At 73.6% G+C, this 17,188-nt stretch carries 15 protein-coding genes; 9 read left to right on the top strand and 6 right to left on the bottom strand.

The features are described 5' to 3' along the window. Positions 1-148: 148 nt before the first annotated feature. From AB0F89_RS29785 to AB0F89_RS29775, 3 genes are all read left to right on the top strand, one after another. On the top strand, positions 149-1,138 hold the full coding sequence (locus AB0F89_RS29785) for a LysR substrate-binding domain-containing protein (RefSeq protein WP_367128958.1): 990 nt from the start codon (positions 149-151) through the stop codon (positions 1,136-1,138). A 78-nt stretch (positions 1,139-1,216) separates the two neighbouring features. After that, positions 1,217-2,656 carry a S1 family peptidase gene (locus AB0F89_RS29780; protein WP_367128957.1) on the top strand — a complete coding sequence of 480 codons (1,440 nt, stop codon included), beginning with the start codon at positions 1,217-1,219 and terminating at the stop codon, positions 2,654-2,656. 293 nt (positions 2,657-2,949) lie between these two features. Continuing rightward, positions 2,950-3,429, top strand: coding sequence for a hypothetical protein (locus tag AB0F89_RS29775; protein WP_367128956.1), 480 nt, complete (start codon positions 2,950-2,952; stop codon positions 3,427-3,429). On the opposite strand, the gene AB0F89_RS29770 is transcribed toward AB0F89_RS29775, so the two are convergent. Beyond that, positions 3,426-5,099 (bottom strand): PucR family transcriptional regulator, encoded by a 1,674-nt coding sequence (locus tag AB0F89_RS29770; RefSeq protein ID WP_367128955.1) that lies wholly within the window; start codon positions 5,097-5,099, stop codon positions 3,426-3,428. The two genes, AB0F89_RS29775 and AB0F89_RS29770, sit on opposite strands and share 4 nt — an antisense overlap. Before the next feature lie 106 nt (positions 5,100-5,205). Here AB0F89_RS29770 and AB0F89_RS29765 point away from each other — a divergent pair, with 106 nt between their 5' ends. Together AB0F89_RS29765 and AB0F89_RS29760 are read left to right on the top strand one after the other, a co-directional pair. Beyond that, complete coding sequence (locus tag AB0F89_RS29765; protein ID WP_367128954.1) at positions 5,206-6,480, top strand: aspartate aminotransferase family protein; 1,275 nt, start codon at positions 5,206-5,208, stop codon at positions 6,478-6,480. Further along, positions 6,477-7,970, top strand: a complete 1,494-nt coding sequence (locus AB0F89_RS29760; RefSeq protein ID WP_367128953.1) for a CoA-acylating methylmalonate-semialdehyde dehydrogenase — start codon at positions 6,477-6,479, stop codon at positions 7,968-7,970. The genes AB0F89_RS29765 and AB0F89_RS29760 overlap by 4 nt, the downstream gene beginning before the upstream one ends. A 46-nt stretch (positions 7,971-8,016) precedes the next feature. On the opposite strand, the gene AB0F89_RS29755 is transcribed toward AB0F89_RS29760, so the two are convergent. Next, positions 8,017-10,086 carry an elongation factor G-like protein EF-G2 gene (locus tag AB0F89_RS29755; protein ID WP_367128952.1) on the bottom strand — a complete coding sequence of 690 codons (2,070 nt, stop codon included), beginning with the start codon at positions 10,084-10,086 and terminating at the stop codon, positions 8,017-8,019. Between the two features lie 299 nt (positions 10,087-10,385). On the opposite strand from AB0F89_RS29755, the gene pdxS reads away from it, so the two are divergent. Further along, the gene (pdxS, locus tag AB0F89_RS29750) at positions 10,386-11,294 is read left to right on the top strand and encodes a pyridoxal 5'-phosphate synthase lyase subunit PdxS (RefSeq protein ID WP_367128951.1); all 909 of its coding nucleotides are present in this window, start codon (positions 10,386-10,388) and stop codon (positions 11,292-11,294) included. A gap of 49 nt (positions 11,295-11,343) precedes the next feature. Here the strand turns inward: pdxS and AB0F89_RS29745 are convergent, their stop codons facing one another. Next, positions 11,344-11,901, bottom strand: coding sequence for a helix-turn-helix domain-containing protein (locus tag AB0F89_RS29745; protein WP_367128950.1), 558 nt, complete (start codon positions 11,899-11,901; stop codon positions 11,344-11,346). A 57-nt stretch (positions 11,902-11,958) separates the two neighbouring features. Between AB0F89_RS29745 and AB0F89_RS29740 the strand changes: the two genes are divergently transcribed. Further along, positions 11,959-12,636 carry an AzlC family ABC transporter permease gene (locus AB0F89_RS29740; protein WP_367128949.1) on the top strand — a complete coding sequence of 226 codons (678 nt, stop codon included), beginning with the start codon at positions 11,959-11,961 and terminating at the stop codon, positions 12,634-12,636. Then, on the top strand, positions 12,633-12,941 hold the full coding sequence (locus AB0F89_RS29735; protein ID WP_367128948.1) for an AzlD domain-containing protein: 309 nt from the start codon (positions 12,633-12,635) through the stop codon (positions 12,939-12,941). Before AB0F89_RS29740 ends, AB0F89_RS29735 begins: the two co-directional genes overlap by 4 nt. Before the next feature lie 18 nt (positions 12,942-12,959). Here AB0F89_RS29735 and AB0F89_RS29730 read toward each other — a convergent pair whose 3' ends face one another. The 3 genes from AB0F89_RS29730 to AB0F89_RS29720 form a co-directional block, all read right to left on the bottom strand. Further along, positions 12,960-13,337: a DUF6292 family protein gene (locus tag AB0F89_RS29730; protein WP_367128947.1), complete on the bottom strand. Its 378-nt coding sequence runs from the start codon at positions 13,335-13,337 to the stop codon at positions 12,960-12,962. Between the two features lie 19 nt (positions 13,338-13,356). Beyond that, complete coding sequence (locus tag AB0F89_RS29725) at positions 13,357-15,222, bottom strand: acyl-CoA dehydrogenase (protein ID WP_367128946.1); 1,866 nt, start codon at positions 15,220-15,222, stop codon at positions 13,357-13,359. Between the two features lie 72 nt (positions 15,223-15,294). Then, positions 15,295-15,780, bottom strand: a complete 486-nt coding sequence (locus AB0F89_RS29720; protein WP_367139038.1) for an Lrp/AsnC family transcriptional regulator — start codon at positions 15,778-15,780, stop codon at positions 15,295-15,297. A 68-nt stretch (positions 15,781-15,848) separates the two neighbouring features. Between AB0F89_RS29720 and AB0F89_RS29715 the strand changes: the two genes are divergently transcribed. Further along, complete coding sequence (locus tag AB0F89_RS29715) at positions 15,849-17,072, top strand: PLP-dependent aspartate aminotransferase family protein (protein WP_367128945.1); 1,224 nt, start codon at positions 15,849-15,851, stop codon at positions 17,070-17,072. Positions 17,073-17,188: the final 116 nt, after the last annotated feature.

The following is a 17,188-nucleotide window of genomic DNA, read 5'->3' as shown; positions in this document are numbered from 1 at the left end:
CGGTCGCGTGGGCAGTGGCAGAGTGTCCACGCTTGCCATGATCAGCGCACACTCTGCCCATTGCCACCCGAGCCGCTGGTCCGGGCCGGTCCGGCCCGCGCCTTTCGGCCCTCGACCAGCCGTTCGCCGTTGGCCTACCGTCGCTCGGATGAAGCTCGAACTGCGGCACCTGCGGGTCGTCTGCGCCATCGCGGACGCGGGCAGCCTGTCCAAGGCGTCCTCGCTGCTCGGCCTGGCGCAACCCGCCCTCACCGCCCAGCTGCACCGGATCGAGGGGCTGCTCGGGGGCAGGCTGTTCGAGCGCGACCACAAGGGCGCCCGCCCCACCGCGCTCGGCGAGCTGGTGCTCGAACGGGCGCGCGTGCTGCTGCCCGCGTTCTCCCGGCTGCAGGAGGACGCGCTGCGCCTGGTGGACGACGACTCGCCCGGCGACCGGTACCGGGTCGGCGCGGTGAACGGGCCGATGCTCGGCGGGCTGGTGCACCGGCTGACCGAGGCGCACCCCGGCGCCCACGTCTCCACCCAGGTGTCGTGGTCCGGCGAGGAGCTGTCCGCCGCGGTCGCGGCGGGCCGGCTGGACTACGTGCTGGTCGGCGTGTGCGGTGACGCGCCGCCGCCGTCGGAGCACGGGCTGACCTGGAACGTGATCGCGGTCGACCCGGTGTTCGTGCTGATGCCGGAGGACCACCCGTTCACGCTGCTGGAGGAGGTGGAGCTGGGCGCGTTGCGGGACGCGCAGTGGGCCGTCACGCCCGGCGACGGGTGCTTCGGCGACTGCTTCGTGGCCGCGTGCAGCCGGGCCGGGTTCACCCCGCGCACCATGTACGAGGTCGACATCAACAGCTGCATCGACCTGGCCGCCTCCGGTGACGCGGTCGCGCTGTGCCAGCCGACGTTCCGCCGCGTGCCCGGCCTGGCCGCGATGCCGCTGGCGGGCGCGCCGCTGCGGTGGCGGCACCTGATCGGCTGGGACCCGGAGGGGCCGGCCGCCGCCTTCGGACCGCAGGTGCTGCGGTACGCGGCCGAGGCGTACCGGGAGACCGCCGAGCGCAACCCGCGCTACGCGGGCTGGCTCCCGGAGCACCCGGAGTACGGCGCGATCCCGCACCTCGTCGGCGGCCATCACTCCGTCTTATGACCCAAGTGGTATTACCGCGATCAGGTCAGCGGACCTAGTTTCACGGGGAATCCCTGCCCTCCTTCGAGGAGAACCCCCATGTCAGCACTGTTGAGACCAGTGGTGCTCGCGGCCGCGCTGATCACCGCCACCGCCCTGTCGCCGACTGCCCAGGCCGTCCCGGCCGCCCCTGCCGGCCAGGACGCCGAAATCCTCTCCGCCATCCAGCGCGACCTCGGGCTCGACGCCGACCAGGCGCGGTCCCGGCTGGCCGCCGACGAGCGCTCCGCCGAGACCGCGCACGGCCTGCGCAAGCGGCTGGACGCGCGGTTCGGCGGCGCGTGGATCGACTCCTCCGGCGCGCTCACCGTCGGCGTGACCAGGCAGTCCGACGCCGACCAGGGCGGCGTGCGCACCAAGGTCGTGCAGCGCAGCGAGGGCGACCTGGACGCGGCGAAGGCCGCGCTGGACGCCAACGCGGCCAAGGCGCCGAGGTCCGTGCCCGGCTGGTACGTCGACCTGCCCACCAACACCGTCGTGGTGAAGTCGCAGCCCGCCAAGCTCGCCGCCGCCCGCGCGTTCGTCGCCGCGGCCGGCGTCCCGGCCTCCGCCGTCCGGTACCTGACCACGGTCGAGCAGCCCCGCCCGCTGGTCGACGTGATCGGCGGCAACGCCTACAACATCGGCAGCGGCAGCCGCTGCTCGGTCGGCTTCTCGGTCAACGGCGGGTTCGTCACCGCCGGGCACTGCGGCTCGACCGGCGCGTCCACGTCGAACCCGAGCGGCACGTTCCGCAGCTCCAGCTTCCCCGGCAACGACTACGCGTGGGTGCAGGTCGCGGCGGGCAACACCCCGCGCGGCCTGGTCAACAACTACTCCGGCGGGACGGTGTCGGTCGCGGGCTCGCAAGACGCGCCGGTCGGCTCGGCGGTGTGCCGGTCCGGGTCCACCACCGGCTGGCACTGCGGCACGATCCAGGCCCGCAACTCGTCGGTCAGCTACCCGCAGGGCACGGTGACCGGCCTGATCCAGACCACGGTGTGCGCGGAGCCCGGCGACTCGGGCGGCTCGCTGCTGGCGGGCACGCAGGCGCAGGGCGTGACCTCCGGCGGCTCCGGCAACTGCCGCACCGGCGGCACCACGTACTTCCAGCCGGTGAACGAGATCCTGCAGGCGTACGGCCTGAGCCTGATCACGGGCGGCGGCGGCAACCCGGACCCGCCGACCGGCTGCCAGAACTCGGAGACCACCTACAACGGCTCCCTGGCCGCGGGCGGGCAGGCGTTCCAGCCGAACAACAGCTACTACCAGTCCACGGTGTCCGGCGCGCACGTCGGCTGCCTGGTGGGTGCGACCGGCGCGGACTTCGACCTGTACCTGCAGAAGTGGAACGGCAGCTCGTGGGCCGTCGTGGCCAAGGGCGACAGCCCCGGCGCGAACGAGTCGGTCGACTACAACGGCACGCCCGGCTACTACCGCTACCGGGTGCACGCCTACAGCGGCTCGGGCAGCTACGCGCTCGGGGTCACCAACCCCTGACCGCACAGGGGGAAGAAGCCGCCGCGGGTCCGTGTCGCACGTCTCCCCGACACGGACCCGCGCGGCACCTGATCCGCCACGGGGGCGGGCGGCCCCGCGGTTCCTCGGCCCCGAACCAGGAACCGCGGGGCTCTCTCACGTCGCCATGTCACTCGTCCACGCAGCAAATCTTTCTCGATCGAGTGGCAGGCGACACGGAGCGTCAGTCACTCGATCGAGCGGTCAAGGGACGGGCGGGTTTCGGTCGATGCCATGGAGGTCAACTGCAGGTCCCCAACCAGGTTAGGAAAATCGTGTCTGGAAACCGCACGCGCGGACTCCTGCGTGCCGCCGCCCTGCTCGCCGTTGGTTCCTCGCCGCTGCTCGCGTCCGCCGCGTCGGCCGCCGAGGCGCCCACCGACATCGTGGACGGCAAGTTCGGCAACGCGCCGGAGGTCGGCGCCGACGCCACCAAGCCCGTGACCGACCTGCTCAGCGGCCAGGCCGTGAAGCTGCCCGCGCCGCTGCCGGGCGTCGCGCAGGAGCTGCGGGCGCCGCAGGTGGCGGCCCCGGCCGCGCTGCAGGCGCCCACCGTGCCGGGCGCGCCGCAGCTGGACGGCCTCCTCGCGCCGCTGGGCGCCGCGCAGCTGGGCGCGCCGCTCGGCGTCGCGCCGCAGGCCCGCGCCCTGCCCGAGACCCCGGCGCTGCCGCTGGCCCCGGTCGTCTCCGGCCCGGCGCAGGCGCCCGGCCTCTCGGACCTGGGTCAGCTGCCGCTGCCGGCGCCGCTCGGCTAGGTCGCCGACGTGGGCGGGCGGGGCAGCTGAGGGTCCCGCTCGCCCATCTCGTGCACCAACAGCGCCACGTACAGCGAGAGCACCGACTCCGGGTCCTCCAAGGACACCCCGAGCACCTGCTCGATCCGGCTCAGCTGCTGGTAGTACGCGGTCCGCGAGAGGTGCGCGGCGGCCGCGGCGGCGGACTTGTTGCCGCCGTGCTCGCAGAAGCACCGCAGCAGCTCCACCAGCCGGCTGCCCTGGCCGGCGTCGCGCGACAGCAGCTGGCCCAGCTCGCGGTCCGCGAACGCCACCACCCGCTCGTCCTCGCGCAGCAGGTGCAGCAGCCCGCGCAGCCGCACGTCGTCCAGCCGGTGGTACAGCCGGGTGCCCGGCGACCGCAGTGCCGCGCCCGCCACGTGCGCCGCCTCGCCCAACGACCGCCGCACGTCCGGCAGCGCGGTCACCGTCGTGCCGACCGCCACCACCACGGGCAGCGCGTGCTGCGTCGCCGCCGCCCGCCGGTGCACCTCCCGCGCCAGCCGCCGCAGCACGCCGTCCAACCCCGCCTGCGGCGGCAGCGACAGCAGCGCCCGCACGCTCGTGTCGTCCACCACGCCGACGAGCGCGGGCACCGTCACCCGCCGAGCCGCCAGCGCCGTCGCCTCGGCGAGGTCCCGCAGCACCTCCTGCGAGGCCAGCGCCTGCGCGGGCGCGGTCGCCGTGCCCGGCCGGATCGCCACGCCGATCAACTGCCGCCGGTCCAGCGGCACGCCCAGCGCCGCCGCCCGCGTCGCCAGGTCGTGCGGCGACTGCCCGAGCGGCTGTCCGGGTGACTGCCCGAGCAGCTGGGTGAGCAGCGTGCGGTGCGTCTGCCGCTCCAGCGACTCGCGGTCGCGGGCCACCAGCCGGTGCACGGCCAGCGCGGACGCGGCGCGCTCGGCCACCACGACGTGCCGGTGCGGCGGCGGTTCCGGGGTGACGAGCACCAACCGCCCCCAGTCCGCGCCACGCGCGCCGACCACGGTCACCAGCCACCCGGCCTGCTCGTGGAACGCCGTGCGCTCCGACACGGCCACCGCCCGCGACCGCTGACCCCAGTCGGCCAGCAGCGCGGTCGGGTCCTCACCGGCCGCGTCGTAGGCCAGCACCTCGTGCCCCAGCGTCTCCAGCACCACCGGCAGCCCGGCGGTCCGGGCCACCTCGCGCAGCACCTCGGCCGGTTCGGCGCCGGCCACGGTCAACGCGGTGAACGCCTCGTGCACCTGCTCGGCCGCCCGCAGCTCGGCCAGCTGGGCGTCCACGATCAGCGACACCACGGCCTCGGTCACCGACACGAACCGGGTCTCCCGCGCCAACGTCACCAGCGGCAGCTCGTGCTGCTCGGCGGCGGCGACCAGCGCGCCGGGCAGCACGTCGCTCCACCGCCGCACCAGCTCCACGACCAGCCCGGACGCGCCGACCGACGCCAGCCCGGCGACGTACTCCCGCAGCCCGGCCGGGTCGTCCGGCAGCGCGATGCCGGTGGTGAGCACCAGCTCGCCGCCGCGCAGCAGGTGCGCGATGTCGGCGACCTCGGCCGCGTGCACCCACCGCACCCGGCGGCCCATCCCGGCCGCGCCCGCGACCACGGCCGGCTCACCGCGCCGGACCACGGGCAGGGCGAGCGCTTCGGCGACCGTGGGGTACATGGACACAACGTAATGCGCGCCGCCCGAAAGCGGTACACGTTGTCCATGGCGGCCCCCAGCGGCGCCGACCACACTCCTGGTCAGGGACCTACGACCGGAGGATGCGATGGGACACGAGGAGTTGCTGGCCCGGCACCGCGCGGTGATGCCCGACTGGATGGCCCTCTACTACGAGCACCCGATCGAGCTGGCCGGCGCGAGCGGCCGCCGCGTCACCGACCGGGAGGGCCGCACCTACCTGGACTTCTTCGCCGGCATCCTGACCAACGCGGTCGGCTACGACGTGGCCGAGATCTCCGACGCGGTCCGGTCCCAGCTCGCGACCGGCGTGCTGCACAGCTCCACGCTGTACCTGATCCGCTCGCAGGTCGAGCTGGCCGAGAAGATCGCCGAGCTGTCCGGCATCCCGGACGCCAAGGTGTTCTTCACCAACTCCGGCACCGAGGCCAACGAGACGGCGCTCATGCTGGCCACCCGGTTCCGCCGCAGCGACCAGGTCCTCGCGCTGCGCAACTCCTACCACGGCCGCGCGTTCGCCACCATCGCGATCACCGGCAACCGCGGCTGGTCGGCGTCCTCGCTGAGCCCGGTGAAGGTCGGCTGGGTGCACGGCGGCTACAAGTTCCGCAGCCCGTTCAAGGACCTGTCGGACGCCGATTACATCAAGGCGTGCGTGGCGGACCTGCGCGAGGTGATCGAGACGACCACCGCGGGCGACGTGGCGTGCATGATCGTGGAGCCCATCCAGGGCGTCGGTGGGTTCTCCCTGCCGCCGGACGGCCTGTTCGGCGCGTTCAAGGAGGTGCTGGACGAGTACGGCATCCTGCTCGTCTCCGACGAGGTGCAGACCGGCTGGGGCCGCACCGGCGAGCACTTCTGGGGCATCCAGGCGCACGGCGTGACGCCCGACGCGATGACGTTCGCCAAGGGCCTCGGCAACGGGCTGGCGATCGGCGGCGTGGTCGCGCGCGGCGACCTGATGGACTGCATCACGGCGAACTCGATCTCCACGTTCGGCGGCAACCCGGTCTCCACCGCCGGCGCGCTGGCCACGCTGGACTACCTGCTCGACAACGACCTGCAGGCCAACGCGGCCAAGCTCGGCGAACGGCTGCTCGACGGGTTGCGCGACATCGCGGCGGACCGGCCGGCGGTCGGCGACGTGCGCGGCAAGGGCCTGATGATCGGGGTGGAGCTGGTCGGCCCGGACGGCGCGCCGGACCCGGCGAAGGCGGTCGCGGTGCTGGAGGGGACGCGGGAGCGCGGGCTGCTGGTCGGCAAGGGCGGCCTGTACGGCAACGTGATCCGCCTCGCGCCGCCGATGACGTTGACCGAGGACGAGGTCGAAGAAGCGCTCGGCATCCTGGAGGACGTGCTGTGAAGACGATCGGGCACTGGATCGGCGGCAAGCCGTGGAGCGGTGAGAGCGCGCGCTCCGGCGACGTGTACGACCCGGCGACCGGGCAGGTGGCGGGTCGGGTCGACTTCGCCGACGAGTCCACCGTGGACCAGGCGGTGGCGGCGGCGCGCGAGGCGTTCGCGTCGTGGCGCACCGCGTCGCTGGCGCAGCGGTCCACCGTGATGTTCGCGTTCCGCGAGCTGCTGAACGCGCGCAAGGGCGACCTGACCGCGATCGTCACCGCCGAGCACGGCAAGGTGCTGGCGGACGCGGCGGGGGAGGTGCAGCGCGCGCTGGAGGCCGTGGAGTTCGCGTGCGGCATCCCGCACCTGCTCAAGGGCGGGTTCAGCGAGAACGCCTCCACGAAGGTGGACGTGTACTCGATCCAGCAGCCGCTCGGCGTGGTCGGCGTGATCTCGCCGTTCAACTTCCCCGCCATGGTGCCGCTGTGGTTCGTGCCCAACGCGATCGCGTGCGGCAACGCGGTGGTGCTCAAGCCGTCGGAGAAGGACCCGTCGGCGGCCAACTTCATCGCGGAGCTGTTCGCCGAGGCGGGGTTGCCGGACGGCGTGCTGAACGTCGTGCACGGCGACAAGGTGGCGGTCGACCGCATCCTGGAGCACCCGGACGTGAAGGCGGTGTCGTTCGTCGGGTCGACGCCGATCGCGCGGTACGTCTACGAGACCGGCACCCGGCACGGCAAGCGGGTGCAGGCGCTGGGCGGCGCGAAGAACCACATGGTGGTGCTGCCGGACGCGGACCTGGACCTGGCGGCGGACGCGGCGGTGTCGGCCGGGTTCGGCTCGGCGGGGGAGCGGTGCATGGCGATCTCGGTGGTGGTCGCGGTGGACCCGGTCGGCGACGAGCTGGTGGCGAAGGTCGTGGACCGCATCCGGGACCTGCGCGTGGGCGACGGCCGCCAGGCGGGCAGCGAGATGGGTCCGCTGGTGACGGGCGCGCACCGCGACCGCGTGCTGTCCTACGTGGACGCCGGGCGGGCCGAGGGCGCGTCGCTGGTCGTGGACGGCCGGTCGCACGCGGTCGAGGGCGACGCCGAGGGGTTCTGGCTCGGGCCCACGCTGTTCGACCACGTCGGCACGGACATGTCGGTATACCGCGACGAGATCTTCGGACCGGTGCTGTCGGTGCTGCGGGTGCCGGCGTACGACGACGCGCTGGACGTGGTCAACGCCAACCCGTACGGCAACGGCACCGCGATCTTCACCAACGACGGCGGCGCGGCGCGGCGGTTCCAGAGCGAGGTCGAGGTCGGCATGGTGGGCGTGAACGTGCCCATCCCGGTGCCGGTGGCGTACTACTCGTTCGGCGGGTGGAAGGACTCGCTGTTCGGCGACTCGCACGCGTACGGCCCGGAGGGCGTGCACTTCTTCACCCGGACCAAGGTGATCACCGGCCGGTGGCTGGACCCGTCGCACGGCGGCGTCAACCTCGGCTTCCCGCAGAACACCTGAGCACCGGGCGGCGGGCGCCGACCGGGCGCCCGCCGGGCCGGCGCCGCTACCCGACCTGGGCGGCCAGCGCCCGGGGCAGCGGGTCGTAGCGGCTGAACCGGCGGGTGTAGGCGCCGGTGCCCGAGGTCAGCGAGCGCAGCTCGACCGCGTACCGGAGCAGTTCGGTGGCGGGCACCTCGGCCCGGACCACCGTGTAGCCGGGGCTGTCCGCCTCGGTGCCCAGCACCCGGCCGCGCCGGCCGGACAGGTCGCCGAGCACCGCGCCCAGGTGCTCGTCCGGCAGTCGCACGCTCACCTCATCCACCGGTTCGAGCAGCGCGGTCCCGCCGGCCGCGGCGGCCTCCTTCAGCGCCAGCGCGCCCGCGGTCTGGAAGGCGGCGTCCGACGAGTCCACCGAGTGCGCCTTGCCGTCGACCAGGGTCACCCGGATGTCCACCACCGGGTGCCCGGCCCGCAACCCGCGTTCGAGCTGCGCCCGCACGCCCTTCTCGACGCTGGGGATGAACTGGTGCGGCACCGCGCCGCCGACGACCTTGTCCACGAACTCGAAGCCGGAACCGCGCGGCAGCGGCTCGACCACGATGTCGCACACCGCGTACTGGCCGTGCCCGCCGGACTGCTTCACGTGCCGGCCGCGGCCCCTGGCCTCGCCCGCGAACGTCTCCCGCAGCGCCACGCGCACCGGCTCGGTGTCGACCTCCGCGCCACCCGCGCGCAGCCGGGCCAGCACGACGTCGGCGTGCGCCTCGCCCATGCACCACAGCACCAGCTGGTGGGTCTCGGCGTTGCGCTCCAGGCGCAGCGTCGGGTCTCCCGCCACCAGCTTGCCCAGGTTGCGGGCCAGGTTGTCCTCGTCGCTGCGGCTGCGCGGGACGACGGCGACCGGCAGCAGCGGCTCCGGCATCTCCCAGGGCGCCACCAGCAGCGGCTGGTCCGGCGCGGACACCGTGTCGCCGGTCTCGGCCGAGCCGAGCTTGGTCAACGCGCACAGGTCGCCCGCCACGCAGTACGGCACCTCGCGCAGGTTCGCGCCCAGCGGCGAGTAGACGTGCGCCACCCGCTCGTCCACGTCGTGGTCCTCGTGCCCGCGGTCGGCCATGCCGTGGCCCGAGACGTGCACCGGTCGTTCGGGGCGCAGCGTCCCGGAGAACACGCGCACCAGCGACACCCGGCCCACGTACGAGTCGACCGCCGTGCGGACGACCTCGGCCACCAGCGGTCCGTTCGGGTCGGCCGCCAGCCGGGGCCGGGGGATGCCGTCCACGCCGGTCACGTCGGGCAGCGGGTGCTCCAGCGGGGAGGGGAACGCGCGGGCGATGCCGTCGAGCAGTTCGGGCAGGCCGAGGCCGGTCAGCGCGCACACCGGCAGCACCGGGTGGAACGAGCCGCGCGCGACCGCCGTCTCCAGGTCCGCGATGAGCGTGGCCTGGTCGACGTCCTCGCCACCGAGGTAGCGGTCCATCAGGGTCTCGTCCTCGCTCTCCGCGATGATCCCCTCGATGAGCGCGTTGCGCTGCTCCTCGTAGCGGGGGTCGTCGGTGCTGAGCAGGCCGACCAGGCCGCCGCCGGGCTGGTCCGAGGAGGGCAGGTACAGCGGCACGACGCCCGCGCCGAACGCCTCCTGGCACGAGGCGATCCCGTTGAGCACGTCGGCGCGCTGGTGGTCGGTGCGGGCGAGCACGACCGCCCGCGGCATGCCCACCACCGCGCACTCCTCCCAGAGCGCCACCGTGGCGGGGTCGACACCTTCGGCCGCGCTGACCACGAACAGCGCCGCGTCGGCCGCGCGCAGCCCGGCCCGCAGCTCGCCGACGAAGTCCGCGTAGCCGGGCGTGTCGATGATGTTGATCTTGATGTCACCGTGCCGGACGGGCGCGACGGCGAGCCCGACCGAGCGCTGCTGGCGCACCGCCGCGGGGTCGTGGTCGCACACCGTGGTGCCCTCGGTGACCGATCCGGGTCGGGTCAGCACGCCGGTGCTGGCGAGCAGGGCCTCGGCGAGCGTCGTCTTGCCGGAGCCGGACGGGCCGACCAGCACGACGTTGCGGACCTTGGCCGGGTCGTCCACAGCGACCGCGCCTGCCGAGTGGCCGTTGTCGGAGTGTTTGCTGCCCATGGGGGACCACCCTCCACAAGTGTTTAGTGTCCGATCTCACACCCGTGCGGCGTGGGGGACAACCCCAACCGGGCAGACCCAACCCGGCAGGAGGAATCCGGGCGAGGTCCGCCACCAGCCTCGTCACGGCTTGGTGGCGGCTCGGCGGACGGGTGCGGATTCCACGAGGTGGCGTAGGCCACTACCTGCGAAGGAAGTGGAAGTGGCCTGTCGAGAACGGGCCTGATTGGCATGCTTCGGAGGTCCACGTCGGACGTAGCATGGGAGGTGTTCGCACCCCTCTTCGAGAAAGGCTGGTCGTGGCCACTTCACCCGACGCCGGCACCCAGGTCACCGGCACTTCCCGCGTCAAGCGGGGCATGGCGGAGATGCTCAAGGGCGGCGTGATCATGGACGTGGTCAACGCCGAGCAGGCCAAGATCGCCGAGGACGCGGGCGCCGTGGCCGTCATGGCGCTGGAGCGGGTGCCCGCCGACATCCGCGCGCAGGGCGGCGTGTCCCGGATGAGCGACCCGGACATGATCGACGGCATCATCGAGGCCGTGTCCATCCCGGTGATGGCCAAGGCCCGCATCGGCCACTTCGTCGAGGCGCAGGTGCTGCAGTCGCTCGGCGTGGACTACATCGACGAGTCCGAGGTGCTGACGCCCGCCGACTACGCCAACCACATCGACAAGTGGCAGTTCACCGTGCCGTTCGTGTGCGGCGCGACCAACCTGGGCGAGGCGCTGCGCCGGATCACCGAGGGCGCGGCGATGATCCGCTCCAAGGGCGAGGCCGGCACCGGCGACGTCTCCAACGCCACCACCCACATGCGCAAGATCCGCGCCGAGATCCTGCGCCTGCAGAACCTGCCCGCCGACGAGCTGTACGTCGCGGCGAAGGAGCTGCAGGCGCCGTACGAGCTGGTGCGCGAGGTCGCGGAGGCCGGCAAGCTGCCGGTCGTGCTGTTCACCGCGGGCGGCATCGCCACCCCGGCCGACGCGGCGATGATGATGCAGCTCGGCGCGGAGGGCGTGTTCGTCGGGTCGGGCATCTTCAAGTCCGGCAACCCGGCGCAGCGCGCGGAGGCGATCGTGAAGGCGACCACCTTCCACGACGACCCCGACGTGATCGCGAAGGTGTCCCGCGGCCTCGGTGAGGCCATGGTCGGCATCAACGTGGACGAGATCCCCGAGCCCCACCGCCTGGCCGAGCGCGGCTGGTAAGGCTTCCACCACGCCCGCGGCCCGCCGGAACCCCGGCGGGCCGCGGGCGTCAGACGTGCTCCGAGACCAGCGTGGCGGTCGTGCCCGGCTCCAGGGCCTGGGCGGTGTGCGGCACGTCGCCGGGGTAGAGCAGGTAGTCGCCCGGCCCCAGCTCGACCGGCTCGTCGCGCGGGCCGGCGAGCATCCGGCCGGTGCTGACGATCACGTGTTCCACGGTCCCCGCCATGTGCGGCTCGGACTCGCGGGCCGGGCCCGGTTCGAGGTGGAGCAGGTAGATGTCGCGGCGGGCGCCCGGCGGGCACGACGCGAGCAGCGTCGCGGTGTAGTGGGCGCGTTCCGAGTAGATCGCCGGACCCTCGCCCGCGCGGATGACCCGGACCCTGGGCGCCGGCGGGTCGACCAGGCGGGAGAACGGCACGCCCAGGGCGACGCCGAGCGCCCACAGGGTCTCCACGCTGGGGTTGCCGCTCGCCGACTCCAGCTGGGACAGCGTCGACTTCGCGATGCCCGCCCGCTTGGCCAGCTCGCTCAACGACAGCCCGGCGCGGTCGCGCTCACGTCGGAGCGACGCGGCGATGACCTCCAGCGGCGCGCCTGTGTTCGACATAACGGTCCAATCGTTCGGCTTGACGAACGCCTCTCTCCCTGTTCACTCTAGAAGACGATGCGTTCGACATGGCGAACCCTGGACCCCTCACTGCTGCGTGACGTCGCCGCGGTGGCCGCCGGCGCGGCCGTCAGCGGCGCGTCGTTCGGCGCGATCTCCACCGGCGCGGGCCTGGCGTGGTGGGTGCCCGTGCTGATGTCGCTGCTGGTCTTCGCGGGCGGCTCGCAGTTCATGGCGGTCGGCGTGGTCACGGCGGGCGGCAGCCCGGCGGCGGCGGTGCTGGCCGGCCTCCTGCTCAACGTCCGCCACCTGCCGTTCGGCCTGGCGGTCGGCGACGTCATCGGCAGGGGTCTGCTGCAACGGCTCGTCGGCAGCCACCTGCTGATCGACGAGTCGACCGCGTTCGCGCTGGCCCAGAGCGACCCGCGACGGGCCAAGGCCGCCTACTGGGCGTGCGGCGCCACGCTGTTCTTCGCCTGGAACGCGGCGGTGGTCGCGGGCGCCCTGGTCGGCCGGAACATCGGCGACCCGAACGCCTTCGGGCTGGACGCGGCGTTCCCCGCCGCGCTGCTCGCGCTCCTGCTGCCCGCCCTCAAGGACCGGGCCACCCGGCACGCTGCCCTGCTCGGCGCGGCGCTCGCGCTGGCCACCACGCCGTTCCTGCCCGCGGGCGTCCCGGTGCTGTTCGCCCTGGGCGGCCTGCTGGTCACCGCGCGACAGCGGGTGCGGGCGTGACGCTGACCGCCATCCTGGTTCTCGCCGCGGGCACCTACGCGTTCCGCCTGGCCGGTCCGCTGCTGCGCGACCGCCTCAGGTTGTCCGACCGGGTCAGGCTGCTGATGTCCACCTCGGCGACGGTGCTGCTGTTCGCCCTGGTAGCCACCGCCACGCTGACCAAGGGGCAGGGGTTCGCGGGCTTGGCGCTGCCCCTCGGCGTGCTCGTCGCCGGGGTGGCGGCGTGGCGCAGGGCTCCGTTCGTGGTGGTGGTCGTGCTGGCCGCGGTGACGACCGCGGGCCTCCGGTTCGTCGGCGTTGCCTGAGCCCCGGGCCGGGGCGGGCTACAGGTAGTCGCTCAGCCGCCCGGCGAGCCCGTGGCGGTCCGGCGCGGCGCCCGCGTCCGGCTCGGAACCGCCCCGCTTGCCCGCCAGCACGTCGTCCACGAACCGCGCCACCTCGTCCGGCGGCGGCACGACGGGCAGGCCGAGGTGCGCCACGACGACCGGCTGCTCGGTCGGGTCCGTCTCCACCGCGATCGACCAGCCGCGCCGCTCGTTCCACAGCAGCATCAGGTCGCGCCCCGGCCCCTCCAGGCCGAGGTAGGCGGTGGCGGTGTCGCTGACCTCGAACTCGGTGCCCTCGGGCGGCACGCCGACCTCCTCGGCCACCGCCCGCACGTACCGGGCCAACCCGAGGCTGATCACCGCGCTGTCGTCCATGTCGACCATTCTGATCCCCTCACCCGACCATGGGCGCCGCGAGCCACGCCTCCGGGATGCCGAACGCGTCCACGAGGGTGCGCGCGTGCGGCCGCAGCCTGCCACACAGCTCGTTCACCGCCTGGGACACCGCCTTCGCCCGCTGCGGCGTGAGCCTGCCGTGCTCCAGGAACCACGCCCGGTCCGCCTCGATCGTGCTCAACGCGTACAGGTCGCACACCTGGTCCAGCAGCGCCCTCGCCTCCGGGTCCCCGCACCGGTCCACCGCCGCCACGAACGCCTCCAGCACCACCCGGTCCACGTGCGCCCGCGCCGCGTGCAGCACGTGGTCCTGCGCGGCGTTGAACACGTCGAACGCGTCGTTCTCGGACGCCTGCCGCAGTCGCCGCGCCAACCCCTCCAGCACGTGCTTCTCGCGGTCCTCGAACTGCCGCACCTGCCAACCCCGGTCCAGCAGCGCGTCCGAGCTGCCGGACACCAGCCGGTCGATGATCGCCCGCGCGGCGGTCCGCTCGATCACCACGCCCACCGCCTGGTCGGCCACGAACCGCGCCATGCCCCACGGGTCGAGGTCGCCGACGTGGTCGCGGTAGCTGGTCAGCAGCCCCTTCGCGACCAGCTGCAGCAGCACCGTGTTGTCGCCCTCGAAGGTGGTGAACACGTCGGTGTCCGCCTTCAGCCCGGCGATCAGGTTCTCCGACAGGTACCCCGCGCCGCCGCACGCCTCCCGGCACGTCTGGATGGTCCGGGTGGCGTGCCAGGTGGCCACCGCCTTCAACCCGGCCGCCCGCGACTCCAGCTCGCGCCGCGCCCGGTCGTCGTCGCCGGTGCTGTCGTGCAGCGCGGACACCAGCTCCTCCTGCGCGAAGTGCAGCGCGTAGGACGTGGCCAGCGCGGGCAGCAGCCGCCGCTGGTGGGCCAGGTAGTCGAGCACCACGACCTCGTCGCCGGTGTCCGGCCGGGTGAACTGCCGCCGCCCGTCGCCGTACCGGACGGCCAGCGCCAACGCCCTCTTGGTCGCGCTGCCCGCGCCGCCCGCCACGCTGATCCGACCGCGCACCAGCGTGCCGAGCATGGTGAAGAACCGGCGGCCACCGCCCTCGATCGGGCTGGTGTACGTGCCGTCCGGCGCGACGTCGCCGTACCGGTTGAGCAGGTTCTCCCGCGGCACGCGCACGCGGTCGAACCACAGCCGGCCGTTGTCCACGCCGTTCAGGCCCGCCTTCGGCCCGCAGTCCTCGATCCGGACGCCCGGCATCGGAGCGCCGTCGGCGTCCCGGATCGGCACCAGCAGCGCGTGCACGCCGTGCGCCTGGTCACCGGTCACCAGCTGCGCGAACACCACGGCCACCCGCCCGTCGCGGGCCGCGTTGCCGATGTAGTCCTTGCGCGCCGCCGGGTCCGGCGTGTGCACGACGAACTCCTCGGCGTCCGGGTCGTAGGTCGCCGTGGTGCGCAGGTGCTGCACGTCGGACCCGTGCCCGGTCTCGGTCATCGCGAAGCAGCCGGGCAGCTCCAGGTCCATGATCGCGCGCAGGTACCGCTCGTGGTGCGCGTCGGTGCCCAGCGCCTGCACCGCGCCGCCGAACAGGCCCCACTGCACGCCCGCCTTGACCATCAGCGACAGGTCGCCGAACCCGAGCACTTCGAACGCCACCACCGAGCCGCCCACGTCACCGCGCCCGCCGTGCTCGGCGGGGAACCCGATCAACGGGTGGCCCGCGGCGGCCAGCGCGTGCAGCTGGTCCAGCACCCAGGCCCGGTACTCCTCGCGCTCCAGGTCGCGCACCGGCTTCAGCCCGCCGAGCAGGTCGAGCGAGCCGCGGCGCACCGCCGCCCACCGGCCGTCGAGCAGTTCACGCAACGCTTCGGTCCCCATGGTCATTGTTAACACATGTTCACGAGGAGGGCTCGACAGCGACCCGTCGACGGCGCCCGGCCGAGGGCGCGCCGGGGGTCACGACCACGAGTCCCGGTCCCCGGTGGCCGGCGGCACGATGTGCCTGCGGACGTGCTGGAACAGCAGGTTCGTCTGCACCTCGCTGACCTCGCGGCGGGTGGTGAAGCGGTCGAGCACCAGGCGTTGCAGGTGGGCCGTGTCGGCCACCGCGACGTGCACCAGGAAGTCCTCCGGACCCGCCACGTGCGACATCGCCAGCACCTCCGGCAGCGTCAGCACGTAGTCCATGAACGGCTCCACGATCGCCCTGGTGTGCGGCCGGACCCGCACCGCGATGATCGCCTGCACCGGTCGGCCGACCGCGGCCAGGTCGACCTCGGCGTGGTAGCCGGTGATCACGCCGCGCTCGCGCAGCGACCGGTGCCGGACCACGCACGTCGACGCGGCCACGTTGACCCGGTCGGCCAGGTCCTTGTTGGGCAGCCGCGCGTCCTTCTGCAACTCCCGCACGATCGCCGCGTCCACCGAATCCAGCACGTCGATTACCTCCCGGAGCCGAACAGCCTGCGGAAGTGTGCCCCCAACACCGATGAGAAGTCCAAGATTCGGCCATGACGCGGTTGCGAACGACGGCGGTGCACGGTGGGCGCGACGACCTCGCCGACCTGGGCGTGCACGCCCTGCCGATCGACCTGTCCACCACCTACCCGATCCCCGACCAGGTGGAGGGGGGCCACGCGCTGCAGCACCTCGCCGAAGGCGCGGCGCACGCCACCTCGCCGGTCTACTCCCGGTTGCACAACCCCACCGTGGCCCGGTTCGAGCAGGCCCTGGCCGCGCTGGAGGGCACGTCGGCCGCCGTGGCGTTCGGCAGCGGCATGGCCGCCGTCACCGCCGTGGTGCAGGCCGCCTGCGTGCTCACCGGCAAGCCGCACGTGGTCGCGGTCCGGCCCATCTACGGCGGCACCGACCACCTGCTGTCGTCCGGCCTGCTCGGCGTCCGCACGACGTACACGACCGCCGACCGGGTCGCCGACGCGATCACGCCCCAGACCGGGCTGGTCGTGGTCGAGACCCCGGCCAACCCCAACCTCGACCTGCTCGACATCGCCGCCGTGGCCGCCCAGGCCGGTGACGTGCCGGTGGTCGTGGACAACACGTTCGCCACCCCCGTGCTGCAGAACCCCGCCGCGCTGGGCGCGACCTACGTGCTGCACTCGGGCACCAAGTACCTCGGCGGGCACGGCGACGTGCTCGGCGGCGTGGTGGCCTGCGCCGAGGAGCACGCCGGGCCGTTGCGCCAGATCCGGATCGTCACCGGCGCGGTGCTGCACCCGCTGGGCGGCTACCTCATGCACCGCGGCCTGGCCACGCTGCCGCTGCGGGTCGAGGCCATGCAGAAGGGCGCGGTCGAGCTGGCCACCCGGCTCGCCGGGCACGCCGGCGTCGGCCTGGTGCGGTACCCCGGCCTGCCCGGCGCGGACCCGGCCGGCCTGCTCGGCCGGCAGCAGCGCGGTCCGGGCGCGATGCTCGCGTTCACCCCCCGCGAGGACCCGGCCGAGGTGGTGCGCAGGCTGCGGCTCGTCACGCCCGCGGTGAGCCTCGGCGCGGTCGACACGCTGATCGAGCACCCGTCCGCGCTGACCCACCGGCTGGTGCCCGACACCGCGCGCGAGGCGTCCGGCGTGCCCGCGAACCTGCTGCGCCTGAGCGTCGGCCTGGAAGACGTCGAGGACATCTGGGACGACCTCGACCAAGCCCTTTCCGGGCGTGGTGAAAAGGCGTACATCAAGTCTTCCTCAAGCGATTTCCGGGAGCCGGTCGCGAGCCGCTAACGTTCGGTCGCCAGTGCAGAGCAGAGCAGCGCGGAGCCGGCCGCCACCGGGTGTCCCAATCGGACCGATCGGCGGCCCCACCTGTCACAACAGCCGCCGCGCCTCGGTTCGCACCA

It is taken from the genome of Saccharothrix sp. HUAS TT1 (assembly GCF_040744945.1).
In the GTDB taxonomy this organism is placed as follows: Bacteria; Actinomycetota; Actinomycetes; order Mycobacteriales; family Pseudonocardiaceae; genus Actinosynnema.
The sequence above is the reverse complement of the archived record's forward strand: the minus strand, read 5'-3'. Positions and strand labels throughout refer to the sequence as shown.

What these genes read in the sequence shown, in the direction of transcription:
- AB0F89_RS29785 (WP_367128958.1), top strand. Translation starts at nt 149, where the DNA reads ATGAAGCTCGAACTGCGGCACCTGCGGGTCGTCTGCGCCATCGCGGAC.
- AB0F89_RS29780 (WP_367128957.1), top strand. Translation starts at nt 1,217, where the DNA reads ATGTCAGCACTGTTGAGACCAGTGGTGCTCGCGGCCGCGCTGATCACC.
- AB0F89_RS29770 (WP_367128955.1), bottom strand. Translation starts at nt 5,099, where the DNA reads ATGTACCCCACGGTCGCCGAAGCGCTCGCCCTGCCCGTGGTCCGGCGC.
- AB0F89_RS29765 (WP_367128954.1), top strand. Translation starts at nt 5,206, where the DNA reads ATGGGACACGAGGAGTTGCTGGCCCGGCACCGCGCGGTGATGCCCGAC.
- AB0F89_RS29755 (WP_367128952.1), bottom strand. Translation starts at nt 10,086, where the DNA reads ATGGGCAGCAAACACTCCGACAACGGCCACTCGGCAGGCGCGGTCGCT.
- AB0F89_RS29745 (WP_367128950.1), bottom strand. Translation starts at nt 11,901, where the DNA reads ATGTCGAACACAGGCGCGCCGCTGGAGGTCATCGCCGCGTCGCTCCGA.
- AB0F89_RS29740 (WP_367128949.1), top strand. Translation starts at nt 11,959, where the DNA reads ATGCGTTCGACATGGCGAACCCTGGACCCCTCACTGCTGCGTGACGTC.
- AB0F89_RS29730 (WP_367128947.1), bottom strand. Translation starts at nt 13,337, where the DNA reads ATGGACGACAGCGCGGTGATCAGCCTCGGGTTGGCCCGGTACGTGCGG.
- AB0F89_RS29725 (WP_367128946.1), bottom strand. Translation starts at nt 15,222, where the DNA reads ATGACCATGGGGACCGAAGCGTTGCGTGAACTGCTCGACGGCCGGTGG.
- AB0F89_RS29715 (WP_367128945.1), top strand. Translation starts at nt 15,849, where the DNA reads ATGACGCGGTTGCGAACGACGGCGGTGCACGGTGGGCGCGACGACCTC.